This is a genomic window from Rhodanobacter sp. B2A1Ga4, from assembly GCF_018101315.1.
In the GTDB taxonomy this organism is placed as follows: Bacteria; Pseudomonadota; Gammaproteobacteria; order Xanthomonadales; family Rhodanobacteraceae; genus Rhodanobacter; species Rhodanobacter thiooxydans_A.
Window position 1 is genome coordinate 85,702 of record NZ_JADBJR010000005.1, and the last position, 12,508, is coordinate 98,209.

The 12,508-nt window shown below is 68.4% G+C and carries 13 protein-coding genes; 6 read left to right on the forward strand and 7 right to left on the reverse strand.

All coding sequences use genetic code 11. The features are described 5' to 3' along the window. Positions 1–3: 3 nt before the first annotated feature. From ubiG to IMW82_RS15090, 6 genes are all read right to left on the reverse strand, one after another. Complete coding sequence (gene ubiG, locus IMW82_RS15065) at positions 4–714, reverse strand: bifunctional 2-polyprenyl-6-hydroxyphenol methylase/3-demethylubiquinol 3-O-methyltransferase UbiG (protein WP_108472080.1); 711 nt, start codon at positions 712–714, stop codon at positions 4–6. After that, positions 692–1,858 carry a sedoheptulose 7-phosphate cyclase gene (locus tag IMW82_RS15070; protein WP_234411346.1) on the reverse strand — a complete coding sequence of 389 codons (1,167 nt, stop codon included), beginning with the start codon at positions 1,856–1,858 and terminating at the stop codon, positions 692–694. The genes ubiG and IMW82_RS15070 overlap by 23 nt, the downstream gene beginning before the upstream one ends. Further along, positions 1,840–2,355 (reverse strand): S-ribosylhomocysteine lyase, encoded by a 516-nt coding sequence (locus tag IMW82_RS15075; protein ID WP_234411347.1) that lies wholly within the window; start codon positions 2,353–2,355, stop codon positions 1,840–1,842. The genes IMW82_RS15070 and IMW82_RS15075 overlap by 19 nt, the downstream gene beginning before the upstream one ends. Next, the gene (locus IMW82_RS15080; protein WP_108472083.1) at positions 2,352–3,593 is read right to left on the reverse strand and encodes a sugar phosphate isomerase/epimerase family protein; all 1,242 of its coding nucleotides are present in this window, start codon (positions 3,591–3,593) and stop codon (positions 2,352–2,354) included. Before IMW82_RS15080 ends, IMW82_RS15075 begins: the two co-directional genes overlap by 4 nt. A 385-nt stretch (positions 3,594–3,978) precedes the next feature. Beyond that, positions 3,979–5,265: a cytochrome c gene (locus IMW82_RS15085; protein WP_211005149.1), complete on the reverse strand. Its 1,287-nt coding sequence runs from the start codon at positions 5,263–5,265 to the stop codon at positions 3,979–3,981. After that, complete coding sequence (locus tag IMW82_RS15090; RefSeq protein ID WP_211005150.1) at positions 5,262–6,017, reverse strand: c-type cytochrome; 756 nt, start codon at positions 6,015–6,017, stop codon at positions 5,262–5,264. Before IMW82_RS15090 ends, IMW82_RS15085 begins: the two co-directional genes overlap by 4 nt. A 402-nt stretch (positions 6,018–6,419) precedes the next feature. Between IMW82_RS15090 and IMW82_RS15095 the strand changes: the two genes are divergently transcribed. The 6 genes from IMW82_RS15095 to IMW82_RS15120 all read left to right on the forward strand — a co-directional run bounded on the left by IMW82_RS15095 (position 6,420) and on the right by IMW82_RS15120 (position 12,108). Beyond that, on the forward strand, positions 6,420–7,571 hold the full coding sequence (locus IMW82_RS15095) for a homoserine dehydrogenase (protein WP_211005151.1): 1,152 nt from the start codon (positions 6,420–6,422) through the stop codon (positions 7,569–7,571). Beyond that, the gene (locus IMW82_RS15100; RefSeq protein WP_211005152.1) at positions 7,568–8,560 is read left to right on the forward strand and encodes a homoserine kinase; all 993 of its coding nucleotides are present in this window, start codon (positions 7,568–7,570) and stop codon (positions 8,558–8,560) included. The genes IMW82_RS15095 and IMW82_RS15100 overlap by 4 nt, the downstream gene beginning before the upstream one ends. Then, positions 8,557–9,897 (forward strand): threonine synthase, encoded by a 1,341-nt coding sequence (thrC, locus tag IMW82_RS15105; protein ID WP_108472088.1) that lies wholly within the window; start codon positions 8,557–8,559, stop codon positions 9,895–9,897. The genes IMW82_RS15100 and thrC overlap by 4 nt, the downstream gene beginning before the upstream one ends. Positions 9,898–10,114: 217 nt before the next feature. Beyond that, on the forward strand, positions 10,115–10,606 hold the full coding sequence (locus IMW82_RS15110; protein ID WP_211005153.1) for a hypothetical protein: 492 nt from the start codon (positions 10,115–10,117) through the stop codon (positions 10,604–10,606). Positions 10,607–11,010: 404 nt separating this feature from the next. Continuing rightward, positions 11,011–11,469 (forward strand): hypothetical protein, encoded by a 459-nt coding sequence (locus IMW82_RS15115; RefSeq protein ID WP_211005154.1) that lies wholly within the window; start codon positions 11,011–11,013, stop codon positions 11,467–11,469. A gap of 192 nt (positions 11,470–11,661) precedes the next feature. Further along, positions 11,662–12,108, forward strand: coding sequence for a hypothetical protein (locus IMW82_RS15120; protein WP_211005155.1), 447 nt, complete (start codon positions 11,662–11,664; stop codon positions 12,106–12,108). A gap of 121 nt (positions 12,109–12,229) precedes the next feature. Here IMW82_RS15120 and IMW82_RS15125 read toward each other — a convergent pair whose 3' ends face one another. Then, positions 12,230–12,445: a hypothetical protein gene (locus tag IMW82_RS15125; protein ID WP_159082199.1), complete on the reverse strand. Its 216-nt coding sequence runs from the start codon at positions 12,443–12,445 to the stop codon at positions 12,230–12,232. Positions 12,446–12,508 lie beyond the last annotated feature (63 nt).

Sequence of the window (12,508 nt, forward strand, 5' to 3'; positions counted from 1 at the left end):
GGTTCAGCCTTTCCTGACGAAGCAGGCCATGTAGTTGATGTCTTCGCGGTTCGGCGCGACCCGGAAGCGGCGCGTCAGCGGGTTGTACATGAGGCTGTCCACCGCCCTGAACTCGAGCCCCGCCGCACCGGCCCACGCGCGCATCTCCACCGGCCGGATCAGCTTGCTGTAATGGTGAGTGCCGCGCGGCAGCAGGCCGAGGATGTACTCGCCGGCCACGATGGCGAAGGCGAACGCCTTGAGCGTGCGGTTGATGGTGGAGAAGAACGCCACGCCGCCCGGCTTGAGCAGGGTGGCGCAGGCGGCGATGACCTGCTCCGGATGCGGCACATGCTCCAGCATCTCCATGCAGGTGACCGCGTCGAAGCTGCCGGGCTCGTCGCGTGCGAGGGTCTCCGCATTGAGCTCGCGGTAGTCGATGGCCAGCCCGCCACGCTGGGCATGTTGGCGGGCGATGCCCAGCGACATCCGCGACAGGTCGATGCCGGTCACCCGCGCGCCGGTCTTTGCCAGCGCTTCGGCCAGGATGCCGCCGCCGCAGCCCACGTCGACCACGCGCGGCGCCGGTACGCCGATGCGCTCGGTGATGAAGCGCAGGCGCAGGTCGTTGATTGCGTGCAGCTGGCCCATCTTGCCGTGCGGGTCCCACCACAGCTGGGCGATGCGGTTGAAGTGGGCGATCTCCGCGGCATCAACATTCGGCGATTCGGTCATGGCTGCTCGTGGTCCGCTGGGTCAGGGTGTGGATGGAGGCTTCGATTTCCGCGCGCGCGATGTCGTTGACGAACACGCACTCGCCCAGCCCCGCGGGCAACGGCACGCGCTGCAGGCCGTTGCGGTGCTCGACGCGGTCGAGCAGCGACTGCCACATCAGCTCGGCGTCGAGCAGGGCGAGCTCGGGGGCGAGGCCGAGGCGCTCGACCAGCGCGAAGATGCGCCCGGCCGCGGCTGCATCGAGCAGGCCACGCCGCCGCGCGATCGCAGTCGATACCAGGATGTCCAGCAGCACCGCCTCGCCGTGCAGCAGGTCGTCGCCGTAACGGGTTTCCAGGCCGTAGCTGAAGGTGTGGCCGAAGTCGACCTTGCGCGCCAGCTCCTCCTCGTGCAGGTTCGGCGCCAGCTCTTCCAGCATGCCGCCGATGGCGTGGTCGAGGATCTCGCCACCGTGCGCGTCCTGGAACGCCGCCGCCAGCGAAGGCGCGCCGTGCTGCTCCAGCAGGCGGAACAGCGCGGCGTCGCGGATCACCGCCAGCTTGACGATCTCGCACACGCCGTTGCGCAGGTGGCGCGGCGGCAGGCTGCGCAGCAGGCTGCGGTCCAGCAGCACCCGGCGCGGCGGCTCGAAGTTGCCCAGGCGGTTCTTGTGGTCGTTGAAGTTGATCCCGGTCTTGATCCCCACCGCGGCGTCGACGTAGCCCATCAGCGTGGTCGGCACCTTGATGTGCGGCACGCCGCGGCGATAGCTGGCCGCCGCGTAGCCGACCACGTCGGTCAGCACGCCACCGCCGATGGCGATGATGGGTTCGTCGCGGCGATGGATCGGGAAGCTGTCCAGCTCGTGCAGCACCGAAAGCCAGGCTTCCAGCGACTTGCCGCCCTCGCCGCCCGGCAGGGTGACGATGCGCGCGTCGACCCGATGGTGCGCGAAATAGGCGCGGATGCGTTCGCCGTGGTACGCGTGCACGCACTCGTCGACCACCACGAAGCGGCGCCCTTCCTGTACGCGGCCCATCGACAGCAGCGCGTCGCTGTGCGGATCGAACACGTCGGCCACGTTGAGCAGGTCGTATTCGATCCGGCGCGTGGCGCTGACCTGCCAGCGCGTGCTCTGCGCCGCGCTCATGTGATGTCTGGCCATGCCGCGCGTTGCGCCAGCACCTCGCGCGCCACGGCCTGTGCGCGCGCGAGGTCGTGGTTACGCCAGTGGCCGCACTGGTCGATACGCGCATATGGCACGGCCTCGGCCACGAGCACGCCTTCGAGGATGGCCTCGAGCGCGTCCTCGATGACGGCGCGGCGGCCCTCGCCAAGCAGGGTGAGGTAGAAACCGGTCTGGCAACCCATCACGCCGATGCCGATGAAGTGCCGCGGCAACAGGCGGCCGTAGCCTTCCAGCAGGAAATGCTCGATCGAATGCAGCTCGGTGCTCGACAGGCAGGCGTCGGCGTTCGGCCGGCGCAGGCGCAGGTCGATGCTGTAGACGATGTCGCCCGCCGCTCCCGCATGAGCGCCACGCAGCTTGACGCTGGGCGCCTTGAGCAGGCGGTGGTCCAGTTCGCCGACGGTGTCGCTGCGCCAGCCCAGTGCCTCGAAGTCGATCATGGTGGTTGCCCGTTGGAACGGCCGATCATTCATGCCGGCTGCGCGATGGCGGCCAGGTGGCGGTAGCTCCGGTCGATCGCCTGCTGCCAGCCCTCGACGTGGTGGTAGAGCTCGACCGAGCCGAAGCCGTCGAAGCCGTGCTCGTTCAGGGCCTTGAAACTGGCGGCCAGATCCAGCGTGCCTTCGCCGGGAATCTCGTGGAAATGCACGATGCCGGTGCGCGTGTTGGCGACCATTCGTTCGAACAGCGCCGGACCGCGCACGCCGCGCAGGTGGGCGACGATCGGCCACGCCCGTTCGAGCACGTCGAAGCTCAGCCCTGGCACCGAGATCAGGTAGGTGAAGATCTCGTCGTCCTGCGGCGAGGCGCCGGCGTACAGGCTGGCGTAGTCGACCAGGGCCGCCGCCTGCGTGATGCCGGCCTGCGCCAGCAGCGCGTCGATGCGCGATCGCCGCGCCGCGTCGGGTGCGCGGTCGGCGAAGTACAACGGGTGGTGGCGATCCAGCAGCAGGTAGTCCGCACTGTCGGGGAAATAGACCAGTGCGCTGGCATCCTCCAGGTCGAGTGCCGGCACGGCATCGTTGCGCACGATCCTGAGGTTGTGGCCCTGGCGCGCATCGGAGATGTGCAGGTAGCGCGCGTGCGGCGCGGCCTGCGCCAGCGCGCCGATGTAGTCCGGCTCGGAGCAGTAGGCGTGGCAGATGTCGATGTGCAGCGCGAAGCGCGGCGAGCCGACCGCGCGGATCAGTGCCAGCCCCTGTGCCAGCGTCTCGATGTACATGCCCGGCTCGGGCTCGATCAGCAGCGTGATGTCCTCGTCGTCGCGGATCTCGCGCAGGCATTCGCGGATACTGTCGACCAGCAGCTCGCCGGGATCGACCTGCGGCTGGCGCACGTGCTCCTCGCGCAGGAAGCCGCTGCCGAAGGTGACCAGCTTGACGCCCAGCCGGCGCGCCACGCGGATGCCGCGCTTGACCAGGTCGATGCGGCGCTTGCGCCCGGCCACGTCCAGCGTCATCAGGGACGGTTCGTGCGGCCGTTGCGGGGTGAAGAAGTGCGAGGCGGTGGCCACGCAGGCCGGCACGATGCCCGTTGCCTCCAGCCGCGCGCGCACGGCGTCGAGGTCGGCCTCGGTGAGGTTGAAGGGGTTGAACTGGTCGCGGTGGAAGGACAGCTCGATCCCCGCGTAACCGGCCCGGGCCACGGCGTCGATCGCCTCCAGGAACGGCAGGTTGGTGAGGCCGAAGGTGCTGTAGCTGAGCTGGATCATGCCCGGGAGCCGTGATGAGCGAGCGGTGGCGGGACTCGAGTGCGCCGCTGGCCCGAACCCTGCGGCTGCAGCACGCACGACGTCGGTTGCGCCACGCGGGCCAGCCTACGTCGAGTTGGTATCCGCGCAGCGTGCGGGCGCGGCGGCACGCTCGCCATGACCCACGTCAAATCGCGCCCGCCGGCGCCTGCGTTGGGATGCCGCAGGGCGCCGGCGGCCGGCTGCAATAGCGCGGCAATAGCAGCGCGCCGGCGCGCTGGAATCCGGTCACTGCAGGGTCAATGTTTCTCGCCGGGATGGGAACAGGATCAAGAGCGGCCCCACCCCGGCCCTCCCCTGCGAGCAGGGGAGGGAGCAACGCCCGACGATGTCGAAATTCCGCCGCTCAGTCGCTCGGCGTATTCCGGTATTTTCCGACGTCGGCTGCTTGCACCGCAGCGGCCTTGTTCGACCACGACTGGCGGATATAGCCGACCACCGCGGCCACGTCGGCGTCGCCCAGTTGCTGCGCGAACGGCGGCATCGAGTACGGCTGCGGGTTGCCGGCGGTGACCGGGGCGAAGCCACCGAGCAGCACGCTGCGGATCGCGTTGATGCCGGTTGGTTCGGTCACCGAGGTGTTGCCGTCCAGCGGCGGGTAGACGCCGGCCACGCCGCGGCCATCCTTGCCGTGGCAGTCGGCGCAGCGCTGCGCGTAGAGCTGGCCGCCGTACTCATGGCTGGCCGCCTGCGCGAACGGCGCAGGCGCGGACTGCGGACGTGGCGGCAGCGACTGCAGATAGACGGCCACCGCCTGCAGGTCGGCGTCGCTCAGGTGCTGGGTGCTCAGGCGCACCACGTCGGCCATCGGCCCGAACGCCGTGCCCTTCGCCGACTGGCCGGTCTTCAGCAGGTCAACGATGTCCTGTGCGCGCCAGCCATCGAGGCCGCCACCCGGTTGCGTGCTGAGGTCCGGCGCGTACCAGTCCAGCTGCGGGATCTGGCCGCCGGTGAGGTGGCGGTCCTGCTCGATGCCGCCGAGCGAGTCGCGCGTGGTGTGGCATTCGTTGCAGTGGCCCAGGCCCTGCACCAGGTAGGCGCCGCGGTTCCATTCCGGCGACTTCGCCGGATCGGACTTGAACTCGCCGGGCTTGAAGTACAGCGCGCGCCACGCGAGCAGGCTGCTGCGCACGTTGTAGGGAAACGCCAGCCCCAGTGCCGTGTCGGGCCGCTGCACCGGCGGCAGCGACTTGAGGTAGGCGAAGATCGCCAGCGCGTCGTCGCGGCTCACCTTGGTGAATGAGGTGTAGGAGAACACCGGGTACAGCAGCTCGCCCTGGCGGCCCTTGCCTTCGTGCAGCGCGCGCCAGAAATCGTCGAAGCTCCAGCGGCCGATGCCGGTGTCCGGATCGGGCGTGATGTTCGGCGCCGGCACGTCGCCGAACGGCGTGCCCAGCGAGCGGCCGCCGGCGTAGCGCTGGCCGTCGCGCGCGGTGTGGCAGGCGGCGCAATCGCCGGCCGTGGCCAGGTATTCGCCGCGCGCGATCAGCGCCGGATCGTGCAGCGCGGCGGCATCCGCCTCGCGTTGTGCCGGCGACGCCGCCGTCAGGCCGGTACGACCGAAGTACAGCCAGCCCAGCACGACTGCCGCCAGCAAGGCCGGCACCCACCATCCACGTCGCCACCACTTCATTGACCTGCTCCGCTCTTGCCCATCACGCACCAGCCCGGCAACGGTTCGGTCTGCGCACTGGCCGGTGCCGGATGCATGTCGGCCGGCGGCTCGTGGCTGGCCAGCCACGCGGACACGGCGGTGATGTCCGATTCGCGCATGCGGTTGGCGACCACGCCCATGCAGTACGGCCCTTCGGCCGCGCGCTGGCGCGTGCGCCACGACACCAGCTGGGTGTTGAGATAGTCGTACGACAGGCCCATCAGGCCCGGCATCATTGGCTCCACGCCGGTGAGCCTGGTGCCGTGGCAGCTGACGCACGACGGCACGCCGCGGGTGGAGTCGCCGCGCATCACCAGTTGCTCGCCGCGCCGCAGGGTCTCCGCCGACACCGCCGGCACCGGCAGTTTCCGGTACGGCACATCCTGCTGCGCGAAGTAGCCTGCGATCTCGCGCAGGTACGCCGGGCTCAGCTGGCGCACCACGTATTCCATCGGCGCGTGCCGGCGCTGGCCGCTCTGGAAATATTCCAGCTGCTGCAGCAGGTAGCCGGCCGGCTTGCCCGCCAGGCGCGGTATCGCCACGCTGTCCGGCGAGCCTTCGCCATGTGCCCCGTGGCAGCTGGTGCACGCGGCGACGCGCTGCTGCATGGTGTCGGGAACCGGTGCGGCACCGGCCTGGGACGCGGCCGCCGAAGCCGTACCACAGATGCCGAACGCGAACAGCACGACGGCCGCGCGTAGCCAGCGGCGCAGGAAAACGAGACGGTTCATCCGTCCATTCTAGGCCCGTGCAATGCCTCTCCCGGGACCGAATCGGCCGGTCGCGACAACCTGCCGCAGGTCGCGGCGACGCCGGCTGGCCGTGCCCAGCACCGTCGAAAGTTGCAAATGCATCTGTTGACCGCAGTGCAACAATCCGCTTAAGGTCGGTGCCATGTCGCCGCTTTCCACGCCCGCACGCATGCACTTCGCCCCGGTTCGCACCGGCCGCATGCCCGCGCGCGCGGGCGCCATTGCCGCCACCATTACCACCACGATTACCACCGGTACCACGGGTCCCGGGCGGAGCGTCGTGCGTAGCTGAGTTTTCCCACGCAACGGCCCGCCCTCGAAGAGGCGGGCCGGCCCATGCCGACACGCCAGCGAGAACGGGCCTCCACCGGAGAGGCCACCGTGATCACCTGTGCACCCGAGCAAGTCCAGCATTTCCCGTTGCCGCCGCCGTCGATGACCCGCATGGGCACGACCCGGCGCCGCGTGCTGGCAGTGGGCGTGATCGGCCCCGGCCGGGTCGGCAGCGCGCTGCTGGAACAGCTGCGCGCTGCCCAGCCGCGGCTGGCCCGCGACAGCGCGCTGGAGCTGAAACTCTGCGGCGTGGTCGCCAGCAAGCGGATGTGGCTGGACTGCGACGACGCCGAACTCAATGCCCGCCACGGCGGCGCGCAGATCTGGCGGCCGAACGACCTGGACGCGTTCGCCGGGCACGTGCGCGGCAACGACGGCCGCCATGCGCTGCTGATCGACTGCAGCGCGAACGACGAAGTCGCCGCGCACTACCCGCGCTGGCTGGCCGCCGGCCTGCACGTGGTGACGCCGAACAAGCTGGCCGGCAGCGGCCCGCTGCCACGCTGGCAGGCGATCCGCGCGGCCTGCGCCGGCGGCGCGCGCTTCCGCTACGAGGCCACCGTGTGCGCCGGCCTGCCGGTGGTGCAGACGCTGCGCGACCTGCTCGACACCGGCGATGAACTGTTCGCGGTGCACGGCATGTTCTCCGGCACGCTGGCCTGGCTGTGCAACCGCCACGACGGCCGCCAGCCGTTCTCTGCGCTGGTGCGCGAGGCGCATGCGCTGGGCTATACCGAACCCGACCCGCGCGATGACCTGTCCGGGCTGGACGTCGCCCGCAAACTGGTGATCCTCGCGCGCGAGGCGGGCTGGCCGCTGTCGCTGGAAGACGTCGACCTGGAAGGTCTGGTGCCGCCCGCGCTGGCCGCGTTGTCGCGCGACGACTTCATGCAGCGGCTCGACGAACTCGACGCGCCGATGGCGGCGAAACTGGCTGCGGCGCGCGCCGAAGGCGGCGTGCTGCGCCACGTGGCGCAACTGGACCGGCACGGCCGCGCCAGCGTGCGGCTGCAGGTGCTGCCGGCCGCGCACGCATTCGCGCATACCCGACTGACCGACAACATCGTGCAGTTCAGCACCCGCCGCTACTGCGATAATCCGCTGTCGGTGCAAGGCCCCGGCGCCGGTCCCGAGGTGACCGCCGCCGGCGTGTTCACAGACTTACTGCGCATCGCCGAGTCACTGGAGGCGCGCGCATGAACTCCTTCTTGCTGGAACCCGCCATGGCCCCACCGCGTCGCGCCAACCCTCCGCAAGTCGCCTGCGCCTTCGCGCCCGCCAGCGTCGGCAACGTGGGCGTCGGCTTCGACCTGCTCGGCCACAGCGTGGCCGGCGCCGGCGACCGCGCCGAGGTGCGCCGCATCGACGAGCCGGTGGTGCGCATCGCCGCGATCCGCGGTTGCGTCACCGAACTGCCCACCGACCCGCGCGCGAACACGGCCGGCACCGCGCTGCTCTCGCTGCGCGAGGCGCTCGGCCTACCGTACGGTTTCGAGCTGACCCTGCACAAGGGCATCGCGCTGGGTTCGGGCATGGGCGGCTCCGCCGCCTCCTGCGTGGCCGCGCTGGTGGCCGCCAACGCGCTGCTGGAAAAGCCGCTGCCACGCGAGGCGCTGTACGCGTTCGCGCTCGACGGCGAGGCGGTGGCCAGCGGCAGCCGCCACGGCGACAACCTCGGCTCGATGCTGCTCGGCGGCCTGGTGCTGGCCACCCACGAACGCCTGCTGCGCATCGACGTGCCGGCCGCGTGGCATTGCGCGCTGGTGCATCCGCACGTGGTGCTGGAGACGCGCCGGGCGCGCGCGGCGCTGGCCGGGCACTACGCGCTGGGCGAGTTCGTGGCGCAGAGTTCGAATCTCGCCCTGGTGCTGGCCGGCTGCTGGCGCGGCGACGCGGCGCTGGTGCGCGAAGGCCTCAAGGACGTGCTGGTGGAACCGCGCCGCGCTCCGCTGATCCCGAACTTCGCACGGGTGAAGCAGGCCGCGCTCGATCACCACGCATTCGGTGCCAGCATCTCCGGCGCCGGCCCCAGCGTGTTCGGCTGGTACGACAACCGCGCCGACGCCGAAACAGCCAGCGTGGCGATGCAGGCCGCGTTCGCCGAGGCCGGTCTGGACAGCGATGCCTGGGTGTCGCCGATCAACGGACCAGCTGCCGCCTTGATCGACGCGATCGAGGCCACCGCATGAGCGCCACCGAACCCTTGCGCTATCACAGCACCCGCGGCGCCGCCCCGGCCGTGCCAGTCAGCCAGGCGATCGCCGCCGGGCTGGCGCCGGACGGCGGCCTTTATGTGCCCGAGTCCCTGCCGCGACTCGATCCGGCCGCGTTCGATCCGCACGGCACGCTGGCCGACACCGCCGCCACCCTGCTGGCGCCGTTCTTCGCCGGCGATGCGCTGGCCGCTGAGCTGCCGGCGATCTGCGCCGAGGCGCTCACCTTCGACACGCCGCTGCACGCCCTGCCGGCACATCCGCACGCCATGATGCTGGAGCTGTTCCACGGCCCCACTTCGGCCTTCAAGGATGTCGGCGCGCGCTTCCTCGCCGCCTGCCTGCGCCGGCTGCCGCGCCGCGATGCACGGCCGCTGACGATCCTGGTCGCCACCTCGGGCGACACCGGCGCCGCGGTGGCCGCCGCGTTCCATCACCAGCCAGATGTGAGCGTGGTGATCCTGTATCCGGACGGCCTGGTCTCGCCGCGCCAGGCGCACCAACTCGGCTGCTTTGGCGACAACGTGACCGCGCTGCGCGTGGCCGGCCGCTTCGACGACTGCCAGCGCATGGTCAAGGCCGCGCTCAACGACGCGGAGCTGCAGGCGGATGTGCCGCTGTCTTCGGCCAACAGCATCAGCCTGGGCCGCCTGCTGCCGCAGATGAGCTATTTCGCGCACGCCGCGCTGGGCTGGTGGCGCGAACACGGCACGCCGCTGAACTTCATCGTGCCCACCGGCAACCTGGGCAACGCGCTGGCCTGCCTGTGGGTGCGCGAACTGGGCCTGCCGGTCGGCGAAGTGCAGCTGGCCTGCAATGCGAACGCCACCCTGCCTGACTATTTCGCCGGCGCCGATTACCAGCCACGCGAAGCCGTCGCCACCCTCGCCAACGCGATGGACGTGGGCGCACCCAGCAACTTCGAACGGCTGCGCTGGACCTTCCCCGATGAAACCAGGCTGCGCCAACTGCTGCACGCACACAGCGTGGACGATGCCACCATCCGCGCCACCGTGCTCCGGCATGCCCGCGAGCATGGTGAGGTCGTCTGCCCGCACACGGCCACCGCACTCGCCCTGCTCGACCGCGAGCACCCGAGTGAAAGTCGTGCCCAGGTAGTGGTCGCCACCGCTCATCCGGCCAAGTTCGAAACCGTGCTGGAACCCCTGCTCGGCCATCCGCTGGCGGTACCGCCAACCCTGGCAGCCTTGCTCGAACGACCGGCGCAGGCGGAAGCCATGGCAGCACGCGACGCGGCACTGAAGCAGTGGCTGCGGGAACATGCAGGGGCACCCCCGACCAGCCCTTCCTGATCGACGGTAGCTGCCCGCCAGTCCTTCCGTCGGGATGTCGTGAATGGATCCGCCTTCGTCGCACCGGCTCACTTGCACTTGAGTACCGGCGGGTCTAATTTCTGGCAGCGGCCCGTCAGTTTGCCGCAGGTCGGAGCCCCCGCCAGCTGTCAGCAGGGACACCCGTTCCACGCCGGTTTGCCGGCACTGTTCGTTGCTTCTATGGAGGGATCACCACATGAACAAGTTGAGCATCGCTTTCGCACTGACCGCACTGATCGCGCTGGGTATGCCCGTGCTCCACGCACAAGAGTCACATGCACAGGACCCTGGTGATTTAGGCAGGCTCTCGCAATCGGCATACGACATGCAGCAGAACGAGTTACGCATGCGGGCAAACTGGTACAACGACCTGCAACACGGCGATCGCCAGACCTCGATCAATTCCCTGGCCAACCTGACCAAGTTGCGCGAAAAACTCGCCGAGGCCTGGCAGACGCTCGGGCTGTCGCCGCCGGTGGCCAAGGCAGTCGCGGCAGCCTATCAGCCGAACTTCTCCCTGAATTCCAGACGCGCCTCGCTGCTGGGCAAGTCGGATGAGGAAATTGCCGCGCTGATCCAGTCCTCGCTGGCCAAAAAGGACTACCTCCTGGCCAACCAGACGCTCATCGATCTGCAGACGAAAAGAATGAAGCTCGGGACGGGCGCCTCGCCCGATGGCATGCACTGATCCCTCGCGTCGGAACACCGATGCGCGATGGCACGGAAACAAGCTGCCCGCATCCACCGATGCGGGCAGCCTGCTGCTGCCTGCTCAGTCCCTGCAAGCCAGGGTTTCATCGAGCACGCCATCAGCAAGGCGCCGAATTGACGGTGACAAGCAGCACTCCGGGCTCAGCCATCGCTGACTCCCCGAGTGGGCCGGAAGTCGGGATGGCTGGGCCGGCATGCTTGCCAGCCACATTGCCCAGCTCACTTGCAGCTGAAACTCCCGGGCATTAGGTTCCCGACGGGGGCCAGCGAGCCTGGCCGCGGGCCGATGCCGGAACAGGGCAGCGGGAGCGACAACCAGCAAAAGTCGACTCTCCGTGCCTTCGATACGTGGTCAACGCGTCAATCGGGAGGGGCTGTCACATGAAAAGACTGATCGTCGTTTGCATGGTTGTGATGCTGGCATCCGGTGCAGTTTACGCACGGAACGCCTTGGCGCAGTCGCAATCTGCGTACAACCTGCAACAGAACGAGATGCGCAGCCAACAGAGTTCCGCCAACGCCCTGCAGCACAACGACCGCCAGACCTATGTCAATTCACTGGCCAACCTGACCAAACTTCGCGCCAAGCTCGCGGAGGCCTGGCAGACCCTTGGCATGTCGCCGCAAGCGGCCCAGGCCGTCGCGAACGCCTATCAACCAAGCCTCGCACAGAACGTCCACCATGTTTCCCTGCGCGGAAAGAGCAGCCAGGAAGTGGCGGCCATGCTTCAGTCTGCCCTGGCCAGCAAGGACTATATGCTGGCCAACCAGACGCTCATCGAATACGAGAAAATCAAGACGGGACTGGGAGCGGATACCTCACCAGACAGCCCGCATTGAAGCCCCGGGCACGGCAATCCGGACACGGATTCCGCACGAAGTCTGGCCGGCATTACGTTCAGTCAGTAGCAGGCGACCTGGCAGGCAGGCCAATGTCCGAAACGGATCCCGTGCATGAATTGTGCGTGCGGAAACAGGCCGCGCATATCGCTTGGCGCTTGAATCAGCCACCAACCAAGGAGGGAATGCCACATGAAGAAAACCATCATCGTCTGCATGTTTTTCGCGCTGGGATCCGCTTCGCTTCATGCGCAGAACACCCAGTCGAATTACGACCTCCAGCAGAGCACGATGCGCATCGATCAAAATGTAAATGACGACTTCCAGCAGCGCTACCGCCAAAACTACGTCAATGCCCTGGTCGACCTGACCAAGCTTCGTGACAGTCTCGCGCAGGCCTGGCAAAGCCTTGGCTTGTCACCGCAAGCTGCCCGGGTCGTGGCGAACGCCTACAAGCCCAATCTCGCGGGGAACATCCATCACGATTCCCTCGACGACAAGAGCAGCCAGGAAGTCGCGGCCATGCTCCAGTCTGCCCTGGCCAGCAAGGACTATATGCTGGCCGACCAGACACTCATCGACTACGAGCAGGGCAAACTGAGTATGGGGACGCGCAGGCCGCCAGCTGGTCACCACTAAGGCCTTCTCCACGACGACCCGGCCAGAGATGACGAAGAACTCGCCGTCCAGGCGTCGAATCCCCCTGTGCGAGGAGGCCTGGCAGCCCACTCATCTGGACACCTGGACGTCCAAACGCCCGTCACACGGCTAATTTCGATTTTTTTGAAAAATTATGTTGACAGGCGTCGATGAACTGCTTTACGGTCGACTCATGTCGCAGCGCAACAGCCACCGCAGCATCGCCAATGACAACCGTCTCCTGACGGTTGCCGGCCTGCTGCAGGCTCGCGGCACGCTCCTTATTACCCTCGTACTCGTACTCCTTATTACCAACGGAGGTGCGGGCTGAGGGCATGTGTCCAGGTAGCTAGAAAAACCTGAAAACACCCGAAGAACCCCGCACCCGGTAACGGATGCG